The sequence below is a fragment of the Prevotella sp. tc2-28 genome (genome assembly GCF_900107705.1).
GTDB lineage: Bacteria > Bacteroidota > Bacteroidia > Bacteroidales > Bacteroidaceae > Prevotella.
This window is the reverse complement of sequence record NZ_FNRE01000001.1, coordinates 364,882-388,325: the sequence shown is the minus strand read 5'-3', so window position 1 is coordinate 388,325 and position 23,444 is coordinate 364,882. Positions and strand designations below refer to the sequence as shown.

Sequence of the window (23,444 nt, the reverse complement as noted above, 5' to 3'; positions counted from 1 at the left end):
TTTGCGAATTTTGGAAAGCATCTGCGGGGTGATGCAGAGGAACGAGGCGAGGTCTTGCAAGGCAAGATGCTCAACAATACCGGGACAACGCTGCAGCAGCAACTCATAGCGTTCGCGGGCTGTGGCGCGGTGGAGGTCGATGTAGCACTGATTGCGCTGCCTTAGCACATGCTCGGCACAGATACTGCGCAACTCCATCTTTTCAGCGTCTTGACAGAAAAAGTCCATCAGCTGCTCGCCGCTCACCCTGAGCACGCGGGTGGGCACCATTGCCTCGATTGTAGTCTGAGCTGGACGACTGTCGAGGCAGTTGGGATAGTCGGCCACAATCTCGCCCTCGAACGAGAACCAGGTGATGTGCTCCCTGTCATCGCTGATGCCATACGTTACGTACTTGAAGCACCCCTCGGTGACAAAGCCGAACCATCGTGCGGGGTCGCCCTCACGCTCCAGTTGGTCGCCCTTACGGTAAGTCACTTCCTTGCCCTCGCGCTCGCAAAACTCGCGCAGCGCCTTGATGTCAATGCTATTTTTCCCGAATTTCTGTTCCATCGTCTTTCTACTTTGGGTGCAAAGGTACGCATTTTTGTTTAAAATGTGGTATGATATCCCATAAAATGCTTGCAAAGGTATCTTAGAATGTCAAGATAGTATATGAGCTGACACTTAAAAAAACGTAAATGGATAACCAAAATTTGTTCAGATGAAAAAGAAAAAGGAGTTGCGATTTCTCGTAACTCCTTGATTTTTAAGGCGCTTCAGGATGGGCTTGAACCAACGACCCCCTGATTAACAGTCAGGTGCTCTAACCAACTGAGCTACTGAAGCAGTGTTTTGCTGTTTGCGGGTGCAAAGGTAATACGTTTTTCTGAAACGTGCAAACTTTTTCTTAAAAAAATTCATTAAAAGCGTATTTTTTTATACCTTTGTCCCCAAATTAGAGTAATAGAGGTAATGAAAAGACGTATTTTCCTATCAACAATGCTGTTGGCATTGATGATTGCCGGACAGGCACAAGACGTAAAGAATCATAATCTGGAGGTGGCAAAGAATCTCGAGATTTTCAATACGCTGTACAAGAATCTCGACTTGATGTATGTTGACACACTTGATGCCAACAAGGTGGTGACGACAGGTATTGACGCTATGCTGCGCTCGTTGGACCGCTATACGGAGTATTATCCCGAGGAGCGGCAAAAGGACTTGAAAACAATGCTGACTGGTAAGTATGCCGGTATTGGTGCACTGATACGCTACCACCAGAAGTTAAAGCGAGTAGTCATTGACGAACCGTATGAAGGCATGCCTGCTGCCAAGGCAGGGTTGCGAAAGGGAGATATTATCCTTCAGATTGACGATACCTTGATGACCGATAAGCAGACTGGATATGTAAGTAGTCATTTGAGAGGCGAGGCTGGTACGACCTTTGTCCTGAAGATTCTGCGTCCGTCAACGGGTAAGAAGATGAATTTCAAGATTACCCGTGAGAGCATTAAGATGCCAGAGATAACCTATTACGGGATGCGTCCCAATGGGGTAGGGTATATCAATCTGAACACGTTTACCGGTGAGCCGGCTAAGGCTATGCGTCTGGCTTTCCTGGATTTGAAGAAACAGGGGGCTACGAAACTGGTTCTCGATTTGCGCGGCAATGGTGGAGGTTCGCTGTCAGAGTGTGTGGACATCCTGAATATGTGGGTTCCGAAGGGTGTAAAGATTGTTGAGACCAAGGGAAAGATGAAGCGTGCCAACTCAGAATATAAGACGAGATTGGAGCCCATTGACACTGTGATGCCCATTGTGGTGCTGGTAAACCAGGAGACCGCCTCGGCTTCAGAGATAACGAGTGGCGCACTCCAAGACTTGAAGCGTGGAATAATAATAGGTACGCGTACATATGGTAAGGGATTGGTGCAGGTGCCTAATGTAGACCTGCCCTTCAATGCTAACCTGAAACTGACCACGTCGCGCTACTTCTTGCCCAGTGGCCGTGGTATCACGATGGAAGAAGGCATCAAACCGGATATAGAGGTAAAGCCTGACACGATGGCTAACATCACACTCTATCTGGACCGCTTGGACTCCACGGAGGTTATGTTCGACTATGTGACAGAGTATATTGGCAAGCACCCTGCGATAGGGCCTGCCAAGGACTTTCACTTGTCAGATGCAGACTATGCTGATTTCAAACAGCGCGTCATCAAGGCAGGCTTTACCTACGACCAGATCAGCAAGAAACAGTTTGAGGAACTGGTCAAGACGGCTAAGTTCGAAGGTTATTACGATGAGGCTCGCTCAGAGTTTGAGGCGCTCAAGCATAAGATAGACCATCACGATGTGGCGCGCGACCTTGACTTGCGCCGTGATGAGATAGTGCAAGTATTGGAGCAGGACATCGTATCGGCCTACGAATACCAGGCAGGCCAAGTACAAGTGGGGCTGCGTACTGATAAGGCAATCCGCGAGGCGGAACGTATCCTAAACACTGAGGGCGAATACCAGAAGGTGCTGAACAAACTACCCTAAAAGGGTAGTCAGTTCACGCATTCCCTCGCCAGCACCTTTCTGTATCTGTGTGATGTTGCGTCCACCAGCACTGATAGGTTTGGGGTCGATGACATAGACAGGTACGCCAGGTCGTACATAGTTAATCAGACCTGCGGCTGGATAGACGTTCAGCGATGTGCCGATGATAATAAAGATGTCAGCATCCTGACATTCCTCAGCAGCGGCGCTAATCATGGGAACAGCCTCACCGAAGAAGACGATAAACGGACGAAGCAGTGAGCCGTCGGCAGCTTTTGTGCCAGGCTCAATCTCACAGGTCTCCTCAGTAAGCGTCTGTTGGTAGCGAGGATCATCAGGGTCGTTGCTGGAACATACCTTCATCAGTTCTCCGTGCAGATGGATAACTTTGGTTGAACCAGCCTGCTCGTGCAGGTTGTCAACGTTCTGTGTTACCACGGTCACCTTGTATTTCTTTTCCAGCTCTGCCACGAGTTTGTGTCCTTCGTTAGGCTTGACGTTCCAACACTTCTTTCGAAGCATGTTGTAGAACTGAGTTACCAAAGTAGGATCATTAAGCCATCCCTCATGGGTGGCTACCTTTTGTACGGGATACTCTTCCCATAGTCCATCGGCATCGCGGAAGGTCTTCAGACCACTTTCTGCAGACATGCCTGCACCGGTTAATACGACAATCTTTTTCATAAGATAATTATTAAGAATGCACAAAAATACTAATTTTTCACGAATTATCGCATCAAAACCAAAAATTATATGTAATTTTGCAGCCGATTTATAAAAAATTAAGGTGTAAAACATGGATAAAGTTAGTTATGCATTGGGTATTGGCATTGGTCATCAGTTGGCAAACATGGGTGGTCAGGAGCTGAATATCGATGATTTCGCTCAGGCGGTAAAAGATGTTCTGGGCGGAAAGGAATTGAAGATTAAGAGCAGTGAGGCTCAACAGATAGTTCAGGACTTCTTCGCTGAACAGGAGAAGAAGATTAGCCAGCAGCGCCAGGAGGCTGGCAAGGCTCATAAGGAGGCTGGTGAGAAGTACTTGGCCGAGAACGCGAAGAAGGAAGGCATTGTCACCCTGCCCAGCGGTCTGCAGTATCAGGTGCTGAAGGAAGGCAATGGCAAGAAGCCTTCAGCCAAGGATTCCGTGAAGTGCCACTACGAGGGATTCCTCATCGATGGCACCGTGTTTGATAGCAGTGTTCAGCGCGGTGAGCCCGCAGTATTCGGACTTCAGCAGGTTATCGCTGGCTGGACCGAAGGTCTGCAGTTGATGCAGGAGGGGGCCAAGTATCGCTTCTTCATCCCCTATCGTCTGGCTTATGGCGAGGGTGGCGCAGGCAGTTCTATTCCTCCCTTTGCTGCGTTGATATTCGACGTAGAACTGCTTCAGGTCATGTAAGACTAGAAAACGTAATAACACAATAAAATTAATAATAGAAATGAAAAAGTTTACATTTGCTGCTATTGCAGCTGTTGCTGCCGTCATGATGTATTCATGCGGCAATGGTGCTCCTAAGGCTAGCCTGAAGAGCGATGTTGATACCGTCAGCTATGCTATCGGTATGGCTCAGACTCAGGGTCTCAAAGATTATCTCGTAGGTCGTCTGGGTGTAGACACCGCTTATATGGACGAGTTCATCAAAGGTCTGAACGAAGGTGCCAACGCTGGCGACGACAAGAAGAAGGCTGCCTACTATGCTGGTATCCAGATTGGTCAGCAGATCTCAAACCAGATGGTAAAGGGTATCAACCACGAACTGTTTGGTGAGGATTCTACCAAGACTATCTCACTGAAGAACTTCATGGCTGGCTTCATTGCCGGTACTGTAGGCAAGGGTGGTCTGATGACTGTTGACTCTGCCCAGCAGGTTGCTCAGGAGATGATGCGTACTATCAAGGCCAAGAACATGGAGAAGGAGTTCGGTCCTAACAAGAAGGCCGGTGAGGACTTCCTTGCCAAGAATGCCAAGGCTGAGGGAGTTAAGGTGCTCGAGGGTGGTGTGCAGTACAAGGTCCTCAAGGAGGGTAACGGTGCTCTGCCTAAGGATACCTCTCGCGTACGTGTTCACTACGAGGGTAAGACACTCGACGGCAAAGTATTCGATAGCTCTTACAAGCGCGGTGAGCCTGCTGACTTCCGTGCCAACCAGGTTATCAAGGGTTGGACTGAGGCTCTGACACACATGCCTGCCGGTTCTATCTGGGAGGTATATATTCCTCAGGAGTTGGCTTATGGTGAGCGCCAGCAGGGTGCTGACATCAAGCCTTTCTCTATGCTGATCTTCAAGATTGAGCTGTTGGAAGTAGATCCTAAGAAATAATGAAAAAGAACATCATAGTAGCACTCGCCCTTCTGGTGGCGGGTGCTTCTTTGTCTACTATAGAGGCTAAGAAAAACAAGAAAGAGCCGGTAAAGCCTTCCATTCAGTTGGTTACGGCCAGCGACTCTCTGAGTTATACTGCAGGCTATGTACTGGCAGAAATTGTTCGTGAGCGTTTCCTCGGTGGACTCGCAGAGCAAGTAAAAGACACACCTGATTCGCTGCAGATGCGCATGGCCTATCAGGGTTTGTTTGATGCGTTGATGGGCGACACGACGCTCTTCAAGTCGCGACCTGCCGAGAAATTCCTCAACGACCGTGTGGCAGCTATTCACAAGGCGAAAGAGGAGAAAGCCAAGGCTGCCGGCAAGGCATTCCTCGATGAGAATGCCAAGAAGGAAGGTGTTGTTGTGCTACCCAGCGGACTGCAGTATAAGGTGTTGAAGCAAGGTAACGGGCCTGTTGCCAAGGCTGATGACCGTGTGAAAGTAAAGTATGAAGGCCGACTGATTGACGGCACAGTCTTCGACTCTACCGACAAGCATGGCGGTCAACCTGCTACCTTCGCCCCCTCTCAGGTCATCAAGGGCTGGACAGAGGCACTTACCATGATGCCTGTAGGTTCTAAGTGGCAACTCTATATTCCTCAGGAGTTAGGCTATGGATCACGTCCATCTGGCATGATTCCTGCCTACAGCACCCTCGTTTTCGATGTCGAGGTGTTAGGCATCGAGGAGAAGAAGAGTGAAAAGTGATAAGTGAAATAAGATATGCAAGAAACAAGACAGAATAAAATCGCGCGTCTGCTCCAGAAAGAGCTGAGTCTCATCTTCCAGGAGCAGACCCGTTCGATGCACGGCGTGATGGTCAGTGTGACACGTACGAAGATATCGCCCGACCTGAGTGTCTGCACCGCCTATCTGAGCATTTTCCCATCAGAGCGAGGTGAGGAAATGATAAAGAACATTACCAAGAACGAGAAGCAGATACGCTACGAACTGGGTACCCGTGTCCGTTATCAGTTGCGTATCATCCCAGAACTGCGCTTCTTCATTGACGACTCGCTGGACTACATCGAGCGTATTGATGAACTTCTGAAGAAATGAATTTCCCGTTCTACATAGCCCGTCGTTACCTCTTTTCCAAGAAGTCGACTCACGCCATCAATGTCATCAGTGGCATTTCGATGGTGGGTGTCGCTGTTGCCACAATGGCACTGGTGGTAACGCTGAGCGTGTTCAACGGATTCCATGATTTGGTAGCATCGTTCTTTACACAGATGGATCCGCAGCTGAAGGTGACACCCGTCAAGGGAAAGACCGCATCAGCCGATGACCCGTTGCTCATGAAGATACGTCAGTTGCCTGAGGTGGAGGTTGCTACCGAGTGCCTGGAGGATCAGGCAATGGCTGTCTATGGAGATCGCCAGATGATGGTAAAGGTCAAGGGAGTTGAAGACAACTTTAACCAGCTGACACACATAAGCGAAATCCTGGAAGGCAATGGCGAATTCGAACTGCATGCTGCCGATATGTCTTATGGCATTCCTGGTCTGGGCGTGGCTTTCCAGTTAGGATTGGGCTACACCTATGAAGAGCCGTTAAGGATATTCGCCCCTCGTCGTAAAGGTCAGTTGGACATGACCAACCCCACAGACGGCTTTGTCGTTGATGAGCTCTATTCGCCTGGTGTCGTCTTTTGCATGAAACAAGGCAAGTACGATCGAAGCTATATCCTGACTTCCATCGCTTTTACCCGGCATCTCTTCGATGCCGAAGGACAGCTTACCTCGTTGGAGTTGCGCCTGAAGCCAGGAAGCGACTTCGACCGTGTCAAGCAGCAGATGCAGCAGATTGCCGGCAATCAGTTTCATGTCCTTGACCGCTACGAGCAGCAGGACGACACTTTCCGTATCATGGAGGTAGAGAAACTGATCGCCTATGTTTTCCTTACCTTTATCCTGGTTATTGCATGTTTTAATATCATTGGCTCTTTATCCATGTTGATTATCGACAAGCGCAACGATGTGGTAACTCTGCGCAATCTTGGAGCCAATGAACATCAGATAACCCGTATCTTTCTGTTTGAAGGTCGGATGATATCCACCATTGGAGCTGTCGTCGGCATCTTTATTGGTTTGTTGCTATGTTGGTTGCAACAGCAGTTTGGACTTGTACGCCTGGGCAGCAGCGAGGGTTCTTTTGTCGTTGATGCTTATCCAGTCAGCGTGCATCCTTGGGATATCGTCCTAATTTTCTTCACCGTCATTGCTGTCGGATACCTGAGTGTCTGGTATCCCGTCCGCTATTTTGCCAAACGCTTGTTGAAATAAAAAAGAGGTCTTTACGACCTCTCTTTTTGTGATCCGCTTGGGGCTCGAACCCAAGACCCCAACATTAAAAGTGTTGTGCTCTACCAACTGAGCTAGCGGATCAGTGCTCACGCGTCCATTACGAAAGCGGGTGCAAAATTACATATAAATTTTGGATTAGCCAAATTTATTTCCATGTTTTTTGCTTTTTTGCCATTTTATACCCCTTGTTTCGCCTGTTCCTCAGCCATTACCTTCTGGTAACAGTCACGGCATAATGGCTCATATTCCTGTGTTTCACCCAGCAGCACACGCTTATCGTTGGCAACGGTACGATGACTGACATAAGCCAGTGAGCCACACTTTACGCAGATGGCATGTACCTTCGTCACGTCGTCAGCAATAGCGCATAAGGCAGGCATGGGACCGAAGGGCACACCCTTGTAGTCCATATCCAGACCGGCAATGATGACGCGTACTCCGCGATTAGCCAACTCGTTGCACACACTGACCAGTCCGTCGTCAAAGAACTGTGCCTCGTCGATGCCAACTACGTCGATGTCGCTGCTCAGCAGCAGAATGCTTGCAGACGAGTCTATGGGAGTCGACGGGATGGCGTTATGGTCGTGGCTGACCACCTCTTCGTCGCTGTAGCGCGTGTCAATGGCTGGCTTGAAAATTTCTACGTGCTGCTTGGCAAACTGAGCACGGCGCAGACGGCGTATCAACTCCTCCGTCTTGCCTGAGAACATCGAGCCGCACACAACTTCTATTCTGCCTGGGCGACGTGTTTCGCCCGATGATGGAAATGTAATCATGCTGCAAAGATAGCAAATAATTCATAATACATCATCTACATTTCAAAATTATTTTCTATCTTTGCAGAAATTATGGGCATATTATATATTGTACCAACCCCTGTGGGTAATATGGAAGACATGACACTTCGTGCCATCCGTATTCTGAAAGAAGCCGACCTCGTGTTGGCTGAAGACACCCGTACTTCGGGCATTCTGCTGAAGCATTTCAAGATTCAGCAACACCTCATGTCACACCATAAGTTCAATGAACATGGCACCAGTACCGCTATTGTCGAGCGCTTGCAGGCAGGTCAGACCATAGCGCTTGTCAGTGATGCCGGCACGCCAGGCATCTCCGATCCCGGCTTCTTCCTCGTGCGTGAGGCTGTCCGTGCAGGTATTGAGGTTCAGACACTGCCTGGTGCAACCGCTTTCGTGCCAGCCTTGGTGTCCAGTGGACTACCCTGTGACCGTTTCTGTTTCGAGGGCTTCCTTCCTCAGAAGAAAGGTCGCCAGTCGAAGATAGAGTCACTCCGTGACGAGGAGCGTACCATGGTGTTCTATGAGTCGCCCTATCGTGTGCTGAAGACGCTTCAGCAATTTAGCGAGGTGTTCGGACCAGACCGTCAGGTCAGCGCTTGCCGTGAGATTTCCAAGGTCCATGAGGAGAGTGTACGCGGTACGCTACAGGAGGTTATTGCCCATTTTACTGAACATGAGCCTCGTGGAGAGTTTGTTATCGTAGTAGAAGGAAAGAAATAAAAAGATAAGCTATGAAGAAAATTGTGTTAGTGGCTCTCGGCCTCTTGGCGCTGACAGCCTGTAAACAGAAAAGTGAGAACGCACAGGACCTGGCTCTGGTACAACAGCGTGACTCGCTGAACCGTATCATTGCCCAGAAAGACGGTGAGATTAACGACATGATGTCAACGATGAATGATGTCGTGGATGGATTCCGTGCTATCAACGAGGCTGAAGAACGTGTCACTCTCGCCCGCATGGAGGAAGGTTCCTCGTCGTCAGAACGCATTCGTGAGAACATGCGGTTTATTCAGCAGACCATGCAGCAGAACCGCGAACTGATTAACAAACTGCGTAACCAGTTGCGCCAGAGCTCGGTGAATGCAGACCAGTTGCGCCGTACCATCGAGAACCTCACACGTCAGATGGAGGAGAAAGATGCTCAGGTTAAAGAGCTGCAAGCCGAATTACAGGCCAAGGATATTCAGATTAACGAGTTGCACGAAGAGGTGACCACCCTCAACAACAATGTGACAGCCCTGAAGGAAGAATCGTCTCAGAAGACACAGACCATTACGTCGCAGGACAAGCAGCTCAATACCGCCTGGTTCGTCTTCGGCACGAAGAAAGAGTTGCGCGAACAGCGTATCTACGATGACGGCAAGGTACTTGAGGCCAATTTCAATCGTGAGTATTTCACCAAGATAGATATCCGTGTCGATAAGGAGATACGCCTTTATAGCCGCTCTGCTAAGTTGCTGACCTCCCATCCCGCCTCAGCCTACACCTTGACACAGGATGCCAACAAACAGTACATCCTTCGCATCACCAATCCCCAGCTTTTCTGGTCTGCCAGCAAGTATCTGGTGGTTCTCGTGAAGTAACCCCTTCAGATTAGATGTTAAAATATTAGGGCAGGAAATCGTTGAGATTCCTGCCCTAATAATTTATTTTAAATTAGGTATGCGCGCGTACATTATATATTATATATCAGCGTGCTTTATTGGGTGTAAAAAATATACTTTTTAACGAATTGAAAGTTTTTTGGGCAAAAATCACATCATTTTGGTATATTAATGCGGAGAAAGTTAAAAAATTGAGTATAAATGTGCAATTTTTATAATTTTTATTTGTCTAATACAAAGGAATGCATTACCTTTGCACGGAAATTCCAAATTGGGGTTATAGTGTACCTCCTGCGCGGAGACCGCCATTTTATAGTGTGACAATTTTTTAATATTTATATAATAATAACAAGAGAGTGTTTATGGAAAAAAGACTAATGATGTTTTTGGCCGCGCTCTTCCTCATGGTAGGAACGGCATTGGCCCAGACAAAAGTGACAGGCTCTGTGACTTCCCAGGATGACGGTCAGCCCGTTATCGGTGCTACTATTATAGTAGTGGGAACGAATGTCGGTACTGTAACCGACGCAAATGGTCGTTTCGAGTTGACATTGCCTGAAGGTAAAAAGAATCTTCGTATTACTTATGTTGGTATGGAGCCTCTGGAAGTGAGTGCCCGTCCTAACATGCGTATCTTGTTGACCAGCGACCAGAAGGCTTTGGATGAAGTCGTAGTTATGGGTTATGGTTCTGCAAAGAAACTTGGCTCTATCGTTGGTGCTGTCAAGAAGGTAGGTAATGCTACTTTGGAGAAGTCTACCACTCCTAACTTTACCGATGCTTTGGCCGGTCAGGTTGCAGGTTTGTCAGTTCTTTCTTCATCTGGTGATCCTACGCAGGCTGCCACAATCCGTTTGCGTGGTGTTAACTCAATTAACTCGTCTAACACCCCGCTGTTCATTCTGGATGGTGCTCCTATCACTTCAACGCTGTTTAACACGCTGAACCCTGCCGACATTGCCAGCATCACCGTATTGAAGGATGCTGCATCAACCGCTATCTATGGTTCTCGTGCTGCCAATGGTGTTATCGTGATTACCTCAAAGAAGGGTAAGTTGAACGAGAAAGCCAACATCTCACTGCGTGCCCAGTATGGTATTTCTTCACCTGTAGGAGACGGTTTGGACATGATGGATGCCAAACAGTATGTTGAGTTCCGTGACAAGATTGGTCAGCCGGTATCAGCTGGTATTCGTGAACTTGTTGATAAGTACGGAATCAGCACCAACTGGCGTGACGAGATTCTTGACAAGAGTGCTCCTACCTATACGTTGGAGGCTACAGTTAGCGGTGGTAGTGACAATACTTCATACTATATCTCAGCCAACCACCACAAGCAGGATGGTATTATTGAGCAGTCGGGCATGAAGCGCGAGGCTCTGCGTGCCAATATCGATTCTCGTATTACTCCTTGGTTGAAGTTAGGTGTTCAGACCAACCTGGGTGTTAACTCTTATGAGAGCAACCGTAACATCTCAGATTCAGACATCTATCTGACCAACCCAATGGTATTTGCCCGTATGGCTCTGCCTTACGATGCTCCTAACTATTATAAGATTGACAATGGTACCATTGTTTGGGGAGATCCTGCTCAAAGACTGTATTACAGCAGTATCAATACCCCTTGGTTCGATAATTCAAAGGGTGATACTAAGCGTAAGACTGTTACGGTTAATGTCAACACTTACGAGCAGATTACCCCGCTGGCAGGCTTGACCATTCGCTTGCAGCAGGCTTTGGACGGTTATGACTATACTTTGTCACACGTCCGCTTCCCCTATGCTGAATTCAAGACTCCTATGGGACAGACAGTTTCTAAGGGCTCTGGTACCAGCCAGGATAGTTTCCAGCGTTACTATTCTTTCACTTATACCAACACAGTAGAATACAAGCGTAATATTGCTGATCACTTCTTCTCTGTATTAGGCGGTCAGGAGACTATCATTACCAAGAACCGCAGCTTCGGTGCTTATTCTACTGGTCATACTGACGAGCGTCAGATGCGTCTGACTGATGGTAATACCGTTGCTATCTCCAACTTGTCAGACTCTCGCTACGAGCAGGTGTTCAACTCTTGGTTCGGTACTGCAAGCTATAACTATGCTGAGAGATATTATCTTGACCTCTCTCTGCGTACAGATGGTAGCTCTAAGTTCGCTCCCGACAACCGTTGGGCTACTTTCTGGTCTATCGGTGCCATGTGGAATGCCAAGAAAGAGCAGTTCCTCAAGGATGTGAAGTGGCTTGATGCGCTGGAGTTGCGTGCCAGCTATGGTACAACCGGTAACGCATCAGGTGCAGGAAGCTACGACTACTTAGGTTTGTTTGGTACGGGTTCTCTCTATAACGGTGTTTCTTCATTGGGTATTTCTCAGCCAAGCAACAATGAGTTGACTTGGGAGAAGGTAGCCGCTACGAACATTGGCTTGACATTTGGTTTGTTTGATCGTGTAACAGTTGACGTAGACTACTATCGTAAGAAGACTACCGATATGTTGATGGATATTCCTTATTCTTATACAACTGGTTATGCTAGTGGTATGGGTAACATCGGTGCCATGACTAATAAGGGTATTGATATCGATGTAAGAGTTAACATCCTCAAGACTAAGGATATCAACTGGGACTTCAAGGCTAATTTCAACTACAACAAGAACGAGATTACCGAGCTGTTTGCCGGACGTGATGAATATGTTATGGCAGGAACTGGTCTGAAGTTGCAGGTAGGTAAGCCTTACGGTGAGTTCTACTATGTTCGTTATGCCGGTGTTGACTCACGTGACGGTAAGCCCATGTGGTATGACAAGGATGGTAACCTGACAAAGGTTTACAATGAGGAGCGCGATGCTGTATTCACAGGCAAGCAACGTTATGCACCTATCAGTGGTGGTTTCGGTACCAGTTTCCAGTATAAGGGCTTGACCGTTCGTGCCGATTTCTCATGGCAGGCTAAGAAATATATGCTGAGCAATGATAACTATTTCGTAGAGAATGCCAACATGGGTACTTCTTACAACCAGACAACCAATATGTTGGGTATCTGGACTAAGCCTGGTGATGTTACTGATATTCCTGCTTATGGTGAGGCTGTCCAGTTTGATGATCACCTGTTGGAGAATGCGTCATTCCTGCGTATGAAGAACTTGACCATCCAGTATGACTTCCCCAAGAAGTGGATGGATTACACTCGTGTACTCAAGGGCGCTCGTGTTTATGGTACTGCTCGTAACCTCTTTACCATTACCAAGTATCGTGGCTATGACCCAGAGCCAGACACCAACCTTGTAAAGTTCAACTACCCCAACACACGTCAGTTTGTTCTCGGTATGGAATTAACATTTTAATTAACAGAGATAAGATTATATGAATATGAAGAAAATATATTTTTCATTGATGTTGGCGCTGAGCACTTTGTTCACGTTTACCTCCTGTAACATGGACAAGACTCCTTATGGCTCGCTTGACGAGAACATTGCCATCCAAAATATGAATGACATTGCCCGTTACCGCACCATCTTCTATACCAATCTGCGCGGTTTGACAAATGGCGACTATCTTGCCATTCCTGAGTTGCAGATGGATGGTTTCCATGGTATTATCGGTAATGGTAACCGCCAGGGTATTATTAGCAATGGACTGATTGAACCTTCTACGGGGGAGATGGAAACTATCTGGGGCGGAATCTACGGTTGTATCGCAAATGCCAACTACGGTATTACCAAGATGCAACAGATGATAGAGTCTGGTGAGTATAAGGACAATGACCTGGCTATGCTGAAGCGCTATCAGGGTGAGGGCTACTTCCTCCGCGCATTCTGCTATTTCTATCTGGTCGACCACTTCAGTCCTGCCTATACGTCTGCAAATGCTGAAACTGCAGCTCTTGGCATGCCCCTGCAGCTGGTTTACGCTCCTAGCGGTGATGTTAGCACCTATCCTGGACGTAGCACACTGAAGCAGACTTACGATCAGATTGAAAGTGACCTGAATGCTGCCTATCAGGCTATTTCTGCCTATGAGGCTATTGATGCCTCTCAGGTTGCTGCTGAGGCTCCTTATCTCTCGTCTTATGCCGTATTAGCCGTTCAGGCTCGTGTGGCTTTGCAGAAGAAAGACTATGCGACAGCACTGAGCAAGGCTGAGCAGGTTATCAACTCAGGCAAATATTCATTGACGGAGATTGCTGACTATGCTGCCATGTGGACAGACGACAAGGGTTCGGAAATCATTTTCCGTCCGTTTGCCAGCAAGGAAGAGTTGCCCGGTTCTATTGGTACCAACTTCCTGAACGATGCAGAGACATTTGCTGACTATATTCCTACCACAGACATGCTTAATTTGTATGGTGATGGTGATGTGCGTTTCGATGCTTTCTTTAAGGTATATGCCAAGATGGAGATTGAGGGTGAGACCGTTCCTTGCTATGCATTCTGCAAATTCCCTGGTAATGCCGCTCTTCGCACTACTGCTGCCAACAACCTGCGCAACATGGCTAAGGCTATCCGCTTGAGCGAGGTTTATCTGATTGCTGCTGAGGCTGCTGCTGCTTCGAATGACGAAGCAAAGGCAAATTCTTATCTGAACGGACTTCGTGAAAAGCGTATCGAAGGATATTCTGCTAAGTCGCTGAGTGGATCAGCACTTGTTGAGACTATCCGCAGCGAGCGTCTGAAAGAGCTTATCGGTGAGGGATTCCGTATGGGCGACCTCCGTCGTTATGGCATTGGCTTCAAGCGTAATCCAAACCATGCTGAGAATCCCAACCTGAATGCTAAGATTGTGAAGGCTGGTGCAGACATGACTTATCTTGCTGATGACCATCGTTTTACATGGCCTATTCCTACAGCAGAGATTGATGCAAACCCCAACATCAAGGGTCAGCAGAATGCTGGATACTAAAAGAGAAATGAACATTAATGACAAAACATTAGAAATATGAAATACTTTAAGATATTCATGCTGATGATGGCCACAGTAGCCTTTGCTGCTTGTTCAAGCGATGATGATGGCTGGAACGGAAGTGGTGACGCTGTAGTTTCAATGGCTAATCAGGAAATTACATGGAAAGAGAATAAGGGATCCAGCACTCCTGTATATGTGCCCATCACCGTTACAGGTGAGCGCAATGGCAATGTGCAAGTAACCGTTCAGGTTAAGGAAACCGGTGAGAATCCTGCAATGGACGATATTCATTATATCATTACCTCTAAGACTATTGTGATTCCTGCTGATGCAACTCAGGGAAAAATAGAACTGCGTACCATTGATGATATGGACATCAATGATAATCGTACATTCACTATGACCATTGTAGACGCTAAGGGTGCAACGATTAGCTCATCGAATGCTTCAACGTTGATTACTCTGAAGGACAATGACTCTGAGTTCTATGAGAAGATGATGGGTACTTGGAAACTGGAGTATGCTGAGGCTGGAACCGACGGTACTACAGGTACTCCTGCTACATGGAGTGTAAGTATCAGTGGTTACGATGAAGGAGAAGAGGGCTATAACGAGATGCTATACCTGTCTGGTTTCAATCAGGAAGAAGGTGAAGTTGAGTTCTTGTATGAATTTGACAAGGCCTCTGGTAAGGGTCGTGTAGGCTTTATGCTACCGTCTTCTTTCTTCGCTGCTTACAACTTTAATGGCATTGGTCCGCACTACCTCGCACTTTGTGGCTATAAAGCTGGTAGTGGTTGGATTAATGAAGAAACTGTTCTATGGGGAACATGGAATGATGATTTCTCCGTTATTACGTTTGAGGATGCTCCGCTGATTGGTGAGCGTCTGTACACATATCCTGCAGGAGACCCCACAGGTTATCGTTACGGATTGTACAAGATTATCAAGATGACTCGTTAATCTTCATCCAATCATAAAAACAAGGGAGGTAGGCTCTTTGAAGTCTGCCCCCCTTTCTCCTTTATAACAACCTATTAATAATAAAAATGAAGAAAAGATTTTATCTAACAGTGCTATCGATGATCTTTGCGCTAGTGGTATGGGCAGCCCCCGTTACCAAAGAGCGCGCACAGCAGTATGCCGTTGCATACTTTACATCGATGACCCAGCGCGACATTTCCATGAAAAGCATGGAAACTGTTGGTACTGGCAGCGCTTCTTATTATATCGTTAATTTCTATCCTTCCGGATGGATGATTATTTCTGGCGATGATACGGCAAAACCGATTATTGGTTATTCCAGAACAGGACAACTGTCGTATGATAATATGCCTGACAATATGAAAGGCATCATGGGCGAATTTGCCCAGGAGGTGAAGTATATTGCCAAACATACTACCCTGAAGAATGCTAAATGGGACCAGCCTGAGATGATGATTATGGCGGATGGAGAAAGCGTTGATCCGCTGATTAAGGTGAATTGGGACCAGAGTGAGCCCTATAACAAATATTGTCCTATGGGAACGGCTCTCGTAGGCTGTGTGGCTGTTGCCATGTCCCAAGCCATGAGTGTGCAGCAATATCCTGACCGTCCTGTAGGAAGTAAGTCTTATCGTTCTGCCAACTATGGTAACATCAGTATAAATTATGATGAGCAGAAGGCCTACAACTGGACGCAGATTATGAGTGGTGCTAATAATTACGATGAGGTTGCCCGCTTGTTGTCGCATGCTGGTGTGGCAGTCGAGATGGACTATGGCGAGGATGGCTCAGGCGTTCCGATGAGTCAGTTGGGTCGTATTGTTACTGCATTGACCAAGACTTTCAAATATCCCAATACAGTCCGTCAGGTAAGACGCGATACTTATAGTGGCAATTGGGCTCAGTTGATAAAAAATGAGCTGAATGCAGGACGAGCCGTTATCTATAATGGACTCGACTCAAAGCGTAGTTCTGGACATGCGTTCAATGTCGATGGATATAATACAGATGGCTTGTTCCATTGTAACTGGGGATGGAGAGGAAATGGCAATGGCTTCTTTTCGCTTGATGGCCTAGGATATGGAAGTTCCTTCTATGACACGTCGCATATTATCGTGATAGGTGTTGATGCTGGCAATCAATCGCTACGTAGTATCGATTTGAGCAACGAGGAGATAGAAGAAGGCTTGCCTATTGGCTCTGTGGTTGGTAAAATAACTGTTAACGGCAAGGATGTGACGAGTGATATGAATATAGCAGTTCATGGCACGTACAGCAAGTCGTCAGGCCAGTATCAGAAAGTTCCGTTTACCTATGAGAACGGACTTCTTAAGTCGACAGAGGTACTTGTTAAGAATAGGTCGTATACAATTGAGATAACCGTGAAGGATGCTACTAGTGAATTGACGCAAGGTTTTGTGGTCAATGTGACAGAGGTGCGCGACTTGGCTACTGCGACATCGCTTCAATATGATCGTACAACCAAGATGTTCACCTTGAATACGAAGAATAACGTAAGTTTTACGTTAAAGGGTAACGATGGCCACATTATCAAGAGCGGAGATTTGTCGCCTTTGCCTCGATTGGAGTTTAGTCGTAGTGAGTTGTCTGATGGAGAGAATGTACTGAATCTCCAAAGTCCTACAGAGTCTCTTTCATTAACTATCAAGAACTGAACGATATGAAGAACTATATTTTTTTATGGTCAATTTTGTTGTTGGTAACAGCATGTAGTGGTGATAGCAGTGACGGTGGTGGCACAACTCCCGTTCCGCCGCCAACAACTGACGTGAAAGTTGCCATTGTGACTGAAATAGAGACACGTGCCGTGGCCAAGAAAGTTTATGCTAATGGTGATCAGATGAATGTATGGGCAAAGACCTATGGTTCCTCTGCTGCAGATGATATTGTCAAGAACATCAAGGCACAATATAACGGTAGCGCATGGAGTCTGACCCCAGACGTGTTCCTTGACCAGACAAAAGTCAAGAATGCGTTTATCTATGCACTTTATCCCTATGCAAGTGATTTTGCAAGTACTCCTGGCAAACTGAATATTGACGTTACCAAACAGGAAGACATCCTGTATTCTGGTAGCTATGTTCCAGTGACTTACACCACCAATACGGCAAAACTGAAAATGAAGCATGCCTTGTCTTTGGCTTCATTTAACATTGCAAAGGATGGATATACGGGTGCAGGTAAACTCCAGAAACTGACGCTTTATGGTGACTCTATCTATACAAAGGGTGTGATGAGTGTCGAAAACGGAAAGGTGGCAGGAAAAGAAAAGGGGGAGGTGTCCTCTGCCTTCGATAAAACCATTGAGAAAACTGGCTGGAAAACGGATGTTCCTCGTTTGTGGGTAATTCCATTGCCTTTTAATACGAAGGTTACCAAGGCTTATTTGAAAGCGGTTATTGACGGAAAAGAATATACGAGCACGCTGCCTGAGGTTGAGATGAGGATAGGATTCATGTATCTTTTCCATTTGGTATTAACTGACAACGGCTTGGAGTTTATTCCTGACCAAACAACGTCTGTCTCGATGAATGAAGAGAGTGATGAGGTTGGTGCTTTGGAAGGACATGCTATCCTAAAGTTGACTCATCAAGGAAAAGGTGAATTGTCTTCCTTCTTTATATTGGGTGATAATGTCTTCGGTACTGTAAAATGGGATGGTAATAATGGCGAGACCTATACAAACGGTGCCTCTCACATCTACGAGACGGATGGTACTCATGCCGTTTTTACAGAGACATGGAACAGTATAGGGTTCGAGCTAAGAAATCTTAAGGGTATTCAAGCTGTAGATATAAGTCAGTACGAATAATAATTTTCTGACTTATTGTTTTCAGAAAGCAGGGAAGGATTTTCATTCTTACCCTGCTTCTTTTATTATGAAAAGCGCAGCTCCCAATACTCCGAATAGAAATCAAAATACTCCGAAAGAAATTTTTTTTACTCCAAGAGTATTTGGCAATAACCTGCCCTTATTGTCAAATAACCCTGCCTTATTGTCAAATAACCTGCCCTTATTGGATGATAAGCGTACCTTATTGTTTTTCTTGATTAAAAGTATGGCGCTTTCGGAATAAAGTTGTATCTTTGCACAAAAGACTACATGTGATATGAATAGAAAACAGATTATGACGTTGGTGGCTCTGATGCTGGTGAGCACAGCGATATGGGCCGTTCCTGCTAAGCCAGGATTGAAGAAGAAGGTAACCTTGGCTAATGGCACTACAGTTGAGATGACGCTCAAGGGCGATGAGCATTTCACGTATTATGCGGATGCACAGGGCAGGTTGGGTCAGGTGGTAAATGGCCGATTCCAGGAGATGACGAAGGAGGAGGTGCGCGAGGTGTGGACTGCCAACAAACAGCAACGTCTGCGTTTTGACGAGGAGATGCTCGCTAACCGTGCTTCTCGTCGTGTGGGTGTTCCTTCCTCAGTGACAACGGGAAATCATCGCGGCCTGGTTCTTCTTGTGCAGTTTCAGGATGTGAAGTTTGTCACGAACAACCCTAATACGACCTTTACTAACTTTTTTAATCAGGTAGGTTATAGCAATGCGGGTATGAAAGGCTCTGTGCGTGACTATTTCAAAGAGCAGAGTTACGACCAGCTGACCATCGATTTCGATGTGTACGGACCTTATACGCTGAGCAAAAAAATGGCTTACTATGGTGAACCTGAGAAGGATAACAGCGGTAAGATTATAAATAATGACTTGCGTCCCGCAGAGATGGTGGGTGAGGCAATAGATGCTGCTGAAGCCGCAGGAGTAGACTTCTCGAAATACGACTGGGATAAGGACGGGAATGTTGACCAGGTGTTTGTCATCTATGCCGGCTATGCACAGTCTCAGGGTGCTGATGAAAACACGATATGGCCCCATGAGTGGTATTTAAGTGCTAATAGTGAGAAAGCTCGTAGATACGACAATGTAAAGATAGACCAGTATGCTTGCTCTTCTGAGTTGAGAGGTGACGGTAATGACAATCCTGGAATCTTGGATGGTATCGGTACGGCTTGCCATGAGTTCTCGCATTGCATGGGATTGCCCGATATGTATGACACATCAGATGAGGGAGACAACTACGGAACGAGCCGTTGGGATGTGATGTGCCTGGGTAGTTATAACGATGATTCCTGTGTTCCTGCCGGCTATACCTCGTATGAGCGCTGGTTCTCCAGATGGTTGACGCCTGTGGAGTTGAATGCTCCTGTCACGGTGACGAATATGAAACCGCTGACTCAAAAAGCGGAGGCTTATGTGATATACAACGATGCCAAGGAAAAAGGTATTAATGGCGAGTATTACTTGTTGGAGAACCGTCAGCCTGTAGGTTTCGACCAGGGATTGTATGGTCACGGGTTGCTGGTGTTACATGTTGACTATGATGCCAATGTGTGGTCTAAGAATAAGGTGAATGCAGAAAATGGGCATGAGCGCGTGCGGGTTGTTGCTGCTGATAACGAATATAATGATGATAATGTTTACAGTCTCTCTGGTGATCCTTATCCCGGTGCCAGTAAAAATACGATGCTGACTAATTTCACGACGCCAGCGGCAACACTCTTCCATGTGAATAGTGACGGCAGCAAGTTAATGAACAAGGCTATCGACCATATCATGGAGGATGAGCAGGCCATGACAATCTCGTTCGATGCGTGTGGACAACAACTTGCCAAGCCTGATGTGAATAATTCCACGACGCAGACTACAGAGAATACTTTAACCCTTACGTGGCCTGCGGTGGACGGAGCTACAGGCTATGAGGTCGAGTTCATGCGGATAAAGGACGCTGATATTGCGCAGGCTCGACTGCTAGAGTGTGATTTTAGCGGTTGTAAGACGTCTAGGACAGGAATTATTGATATCAGTGAGAATCTGGCTTCGTATGGATTGAATGACTGGAAAGGACAGAAACTGTTCACTTCGCCCAAGGGTTTGCTGGTGGGTACTTCGAATTATGACAGTTATGTTTTAACGCCAGACATGACGGCACCCTCCACGAAAAGCATTACGGTAGTCATGGGGGCAGAGGAAGTAGAAGATGACGTCAGCGGGCATTTCCAGGTATATCAAAGAAAAAAGAATGTAAGCAATTATACTCCAGGAACTCAAAGAAACTTCATGGTGTCAGGCAATGCCAAACAAGCTCTTTATTTAGAAGGCATTACCCTCGATAATTTTGCCTTGATGGTATATCCCTATGACCAGATGTACTTGAACTATCTGGCTATCTATGATGGGTTCTGGACGTTAGGAAGACTGGGACTTGATGGCAGTTCTCCTTCTGCAGTCTCTAGACGGGTACCCTCTACGGAGCCTTTGAATACAATGACGAATAGCATTACCTTTAATAATATGGAGGCTGGCGTCAACTATTTCTACCGTATTCGTGCAAAGAATAATGATAATGTCTATTCGCCCTGGACCGACGAGGCTAAGTTAGTCTTTACTGCTACGGGTATCCGGGAAATCGAAACCAAGACAAATGATAACGACCATGTCAGATACTACGATCTGCAAGGCCGTGAGGTGAACGGACAGACGAAGGGGTTGCTCATCCGCAAGCAGGGCAACGATGTAAAGAAAATAATCGTAAGATAAAATGAGCGGTAGGCACACGAAAGCCTACCGTTTTTGTTTGAAGAACTCTTGCATCAGCTGTCTGCATTCCTCTTCCAAGATGCCGGCAGTCACTGTGCATTTAGGGTGTAAGGCGTGAGGTGCATAGTCGTGGTAGCCTCTTTTCTCGTCGCGACAGCCATAGACGATGCGGGGTATCTGGCTCCATCCTAAAGCTCCGGCACACATCGTGCAGGGTTCCACGGTAACATAGAGCGTGCAGTCGGTCAGATACTTGCCGCCTAACTCGTTGGCAGCAGCGGTGATTGCCTGCATCTCGGCATGAGCTGTCACGTCGTGCAGCGTTTCGGTCAGGTTGTGGGCTCGTGCAATGATATGGTCCTGACAGACCACTACAGCTCCAATGGGGATTTCTCCCTCGTCAAAGGCTTGCTGCGCCTCGGCAAGTGCCTTGCGCATATACTGTTCGTCTTTATTTTGTTGTTCCATAATGCAAAATTACGAAAAATATTTCGTACTTTTGCAACATGGAATGGAAAATCATTCATATTGACGAGACGGATTCTACCAACCGCTGGCTTCGTGAGCAGGGCGGGGAGGATGATGTGGTGGTATGGGCAGATTTCCAGACAGCCGGAAGAGGTTGCGGCACAAACCATTGGGAGAGTGAGCGAGGGAAAAACCTGCTGTTCTCCATGCTGATACATCCTCAGCAGGTGCCGGTGACAAAACAATTCCATCTATCAATGGTTGTGTCGCTGGCTATCTGTGAGACCTTGGGACAATACATCGGCGACCTGAGCATTAAATGGCCCAATGATATCTATTGGCGAGATGGTAAAATAGGTGGTATCTTGATAGAGAACCGCATTCAAGGCAGCGTCATTAGGGATAGTATCATCGGTGTGGGACTGAACGTTAATCAGCGTGTGTTTCATAGTGATGCTCCCAACCCGGTGTCGTTATGGCAGATTTGTGAGCATGAGACCGATCGTGACCAACTGCTGAATCAGATTTTGCGGGCCTTTGATGATTATATGGTAAAGGATGTCAGGAATCAATATCTGTCAATGCTGTACCGCCACAAGGGATTCTATCCCTATGCAGACCGCGACGGTGCCTTTATGGCTGAGCTGGTAACGGTGGAGGACGACGGACATCTAGTATTATGTGACGAAGAAAGTAAGATGCGCCGTTATGCATTCAAGGAAGTGACCTTCATCTGAGATGAGGCTTCGAATCCTCGAAACATCGAAATGTCTAAATATTAAAAGAAAACTATGGCAAGATTTAAAAGAATTCTATTGAAGTTATCGGGCGAGAGCCTGATGGGTAAGCAAGGCTACGGCATTGATCCTGAACGCTTGAGTGACTATGCACGTCAGATTAAGGAAGTGAGTGAGATGGGTGTCCAGATAGGCATCGTCATTGGTGGTGGTAATATCTTCCGCGGACTGAGTGGATCGCAGAAAGGCTTCGACCGTGTGAAGGGCGACCAGATGGGCATGTGTGCTACGGTTATCAACTCGCTGGCCTTGTCGTCTGCTTTGGGTGCCATCGGTGTGAAAAACAAGGTGCTGACGGCTATCCGCATGGAGCCTATCGGTGAGTTCTATACCAAGTGGAAAGCTATCGAAGCAATGGAGGCTGGCTATGTGTGCATTTTCTCGGCAGGAACGGGCTCGCCTTACTTTACGACAGACACCGGTTCGAGTCTGCGTGGTATCGAGATTGAAGCCGACGTGATGCTGAAGGGTACGCGTGTGGATGGCATTTATACGGCAGACCCTGAGAAGGATCCCACAGCTACGAAGTTCGATGTCATCACTTACAAGGAAGTGCTGGCACGCGGACTGAAAGTCATGGACCTGACCGCCATCTGTATGTGTCAGGACAACAACCTGCCCATCTATGTCTTTAACATGGATGTGGTTGGTAACTTAAAGAAAGTAATGGATGGTGAGGAAATCGGTACGCTAGTACGTAATTAATTACGCTTCCTCGAACTCTACATATTCGCCGTCAGAATCGTCGAAAATCTTCTTGTTTTCACGGTCTTGGCGGCGATTGTCTATGATGGTCTCACCGGTAGCCATCGTGGTCTGACGCGGCTGCTCTGTCTGTGCGCCTTGCGCCTGTCGAGTGTTGCGTGTGCTGTATTGCTGACGCTGGCGTCCTGTCTCTTCACGATAGCGGAAAGCTTGTTGCTCGGCAGCATCCTCGGCAGCCTTACGTAAGTCCTTGAATTTCTTGAGGATATAACTTCCTGTCAGCATCACAATAAGGACGCCGAGGCAGAAAATGAATAGTAGGAAGCCAAGAATACTTTTAATCATAGTGATGTTTTT

General features: G+C 46.9%; 21 protein-coding genes and 2 tRNA genes. 16 read left to right on the top strand and 7 right to left on the bottom strand.

Annotated elements, in window-relative coordinates; translation table 11 throughout:
* Both BLU47_RS01555 and BLU47_RS01550 read right to left on the bottom strand, forming a co-directional pair.
* The coding region (locus BLU47_RS01555; RefSeq protein WP_091957465.1) for a Crp/Fnr family transcriptional regulator at positions 1–552 on the bottom strand (552 nt) is incomplete at its 3' end.
* A 202-nt stretch (positions 553–754) separates the two neighbouring features.
* A tRNA-Asn gene (locus BLU47_RS01550) sits at positions 755–828 on the bottom strand.
* A gap of 126 nt (positions 829–954) precedes the next feature.
* On the opposite strand from BLU47_RS01550, the gene BLU47_RS01545 reads away from it, so the two are divergent.
* Positions 955–2,526, top strand: coding sequence for a S41 family peptidase (locus BLU47_RS01545; RefSeq protein ID WP_091957464.1), 1,572 nt, complete (start codon positions 955–957; stop codon positions 2,524–2,526).
* On the opposite strand, the gene BLU47_RS01540 is transcribed toward BLU47_RS01545, so the two are convergent.
* The gene (locus tag BLU47_RS01540) at positions 2,518–3,210 is read right to left on the bottom strand and encodes an SIR2 family NAD-dependent protein deacylase (RefSeq protein ID WP_091957462.1); all 693 of its coding nucleotides are present in this window, start codon (positions 3,208–3,210) and stop codon (positions 2,518–2,520) included. The genes BLU47_RS01545 and BLU47_RS01540 overlap by 9 nt on opposite strands.
* 112 nt (positions 3,211–3,322) lie before the next feature.
* On the opposite strand from BLU47_RS01540, the gene BLU47_RS01535 reads away from it, so the two are divergent.
* Genes BLU47_RS01535 through BLU47_RS01515 form a run of 5 tightly spaced genes read left to right on the top strand, consistent with a single transcriptional unit; the run spans position 3,323 to position 7,182 of the window.
* Positions 3,323–3,928, top strand: coding sequence for an FKBP-type peptidyl-prolyl cis-trans isomerase (locus BLU47_RS01535; RefSeq protein WP_091957460.1), 606 nt, complete (start codon positions 3,323–3,325; stop codon positions 3,926–3,928).
* Between the two features lie 40 nt (positions 3,929–3,968).
* Positions 3,969–4,850 carry an FKBP-type peptidyl-prolyl cis-trans isomerase gene (locus BLU47_RS01530; RefSeq protein WP_091957458.1) on the top strand — a complete coding sequence of 294 codons (882 nt, stop codon included), beginning with the start codon at positions 3,969–3,971 and terminating at the stop codon, positions 4,848–4,850.
* Positions 4,850–5,605, top strand: a complete 756-nt coding sequence (locus BLU47_RS01525; RefSeq protein WP_091957457.1) for an FKBP-type peptidyl-prolyl cis-trans isomerase — start codon at positions 4,850–4,852, stop codon at positions 5,603–5,605. The genes BLU47_RS01530 and BLU47_RS01525 overlap by 1 nt, the downstream gene beginning before the upstream one ends.
* Positions 5,606–5,620: 15 nt before the next feature.
* Entirely contained in the window at positions 5,621–5,956 is a 336-nt protein-coding gene (rbfA, locus tag BLU47_RS01520) for a 30S ribosome-binding factor RbfA (protein WP_091957456.1), read from the top strand.
* Positions 5,953–7,182, top strand: a complete 1,230-nt coding sequence (locus BLU47_RS01515; protein WP_091957454.1) for an FtsX-like permease family protein — start codon at positions 5,953–5,955, stop codon at positions 7,180–7,182. The genes rbfA and BLU47_RS01515 overlap by 4 nt, the downstream gene beginning before the upstream one ends.
* 29 nt (positions 7,183–7,211) lie before the next feature.
* Here the strand turns inward: BLU47_RS01515 and BLU47_RS01510 are convergent.
* Both BLU47_RS01510 and BLU47_RS01505 read right to left on the bottom strand, forming a co-directional pair.
* Positions 7,212–7,284: transfer RNA gene (locus BLU47_RS01510), tRNA-Lys, on the bottom strand.
* A gap of 95 nt (positions 7,285–7,379) precedes the next feature.
* Entirely contained in the window at positions 7,380–7,979 is a 600-nt protein-coding gene (locus tag BLU47_RS01505; RefSeq protein WP_091957453.1) for a thymidine kinase, read from the bottom strand.
* Between the two features lie 72 nt (positions 7,980–8,051).
* Here BLU47_RS01505 and rsmI point away from each other — a divergent pair, with 72 nt between their 5' ends.
* The 8 genes from rsmI (at position 8,052) to BLU47_RS01465 (ending at position 21,117) form a co-directional block, all read left to right on the top strand.
* On the top strand, positions 8,052–8,723 hold the full coding sequence (gene rsmI / locus BLU47_RS01500; RefSeq protein ID WP_091957452.1) for a 16S rRNA (cytidine(1402)-2'-O)-methyltransferase: 672 nt from the start codon (positions 8,052–8,054) through the stop codon (positions 8,721–8,723).
* Between the two features lie 11 nt (positions 8,724–8,734).
* Positions 8,735–9,586, top strand: a complete 852-nt coding sequence (locus tag BLU47_RS01495) for a Cbp1 family collagen-binding glycoprotein adhesin (protein WP_091957450.1) — start codon at positions 8,735–8,737, stop codon at positions 9,584–9,586.
* Positions 9,587–9,969: 383 nt separating this feature from the next.
* Positions 9,970–12,951 (top strand): SusC/RagA family TonB-linked outer membrane protein, encoded by a 2,982-nt coding sequence (locus tag BLU47_RS01490; RefSeq protein WP_091957449.1) that lies wholly within the window; start codon positions 9,970–9,972, stop codon positions 12,949–12,951.
* A 25-nt stretch (positions 12,952–12,976) separates the two neighbouring features.
* Complete coding sequence (locus BLU47_RS01485) at positions 12,977–14,506, top strand: RagB/SusD family nutrient uptake outer membrane protein (RefSeq protein ID WP_255402041.1); 1,530 nt, start codon at positions 12,977–12,979, stop codon at positions 14,504–14,506.
* 36 nt (positions 14,507–14,542) lie between these two features.
* Positions 14,543–15,472 (top strand): Calx-beta domain-containing protein, encoded by a 930-nt coding sequence (locus tag BLU47_RS01480; protein ID WP_091957446.1) that lies wholly within the window; start codon positions 14,543–14,545, stop codon positions 15,470–15,472.
* An 86-nt stretch (positions 15,473–15,558) separates the two neighbouring features.
* A complete protein-coding gene (locus BLU47_RS01475; protein ID WP_091957444.1) occupies positions 15,559–17,169 on the top strand; it encodes a C10 family peptidase in 1,611 nt (536 codons plus the stop codon).
* Positions 17,170–17,174: 5 nt separating this feature from the next.
* Positions 17,175–18,326 carry a fimbrillin family protein gene (locus BLU47_RS01470; RefSeq protein WP_091957443.1) on the top strand — a complete coding sequence of 384 codons (1,152 nt, stop codon included), beginning with the start codon at positions 17,175–17,177 and terminating at the stop codon, positions 18,324–18,326.
* A 298-nt stretch (positions 18,327–18,624) separates the two neighbouring features.
* On the top strand, positions 18,625–21,117 hold the full coding sequence (locus tag BLU47_RS01465; RefSeq protein WP_091957442.1) for a M6 family metalloprotease domain-containing protein: 2,493 nt from the start codon (positions 18,625–18,627) through the stop codon (positions 21,115–21,117).
* A gap of 24 nt (positions 21,118–21,141) precedes the next feature.
* Here BLU47_RS01465 and BLU47_RS01460 read toward each other — a convergent pair whose 3' ends face one another.
* Positions 21,142–21,585, bottom strand: coding sequence for a nucleoside deaminase (locus tag BLU47_RS01460; RefSeq protein ID WP_091957441.1), 444 nt, complete (start codon positions 21,583–21,585; stop codon positions 21,142–21,144).
* 38 nt (positions 21,586–21,623) lie between these two features.
* Between BLU47_RS01460 and BLU47_RS01455 the strand changes: the two genes are divergently transcribed.
* Together BLU47_RS01455 and pyrH are read left to right on the top strand one after the other, a co-directional pair.
* On the top strand, positions 21,624–22,322 hold the full coding sequence (locus BLU47_RS01455; protein WP_091957439.1) for a biotin--[acetyl-CoA-carboxylase] ligase: 699 nt from the start codon (positions 21,624–21,626) through the stop codon (positions 22,320–22,322).
* Between the two features lie 54 nt (positions 22,323–22,376).
* Positions 22,377–23,087 carry a UMP kinase gene (pyrH, locus tag BLU47_RS01450; RefSeq protein ID WP_091957438.1) on the top strand — a complete coding sequence of 237 codons (711 nt, stop codon included), beginning with the start codon at positions 22,377–22,379 and terminating at the stop codon, positions 23,085–23,087.
* Here the strand turns inward: pyrH and BLU47_RS01445 are convergent, their stop codons facing one another.
* Positions 23,088–23,432, bottom strand: coding sequence for a DUF4834 family protein (locus tag BLU47_RS01445; RefSeq protein WP_091957436.1), 345 nt, complete (start codon positions 23,430–23,432; stop codon positions 23,088–23,090).
* Positions 23,433–23,444 lie beyond the last annotated feature (12 nt).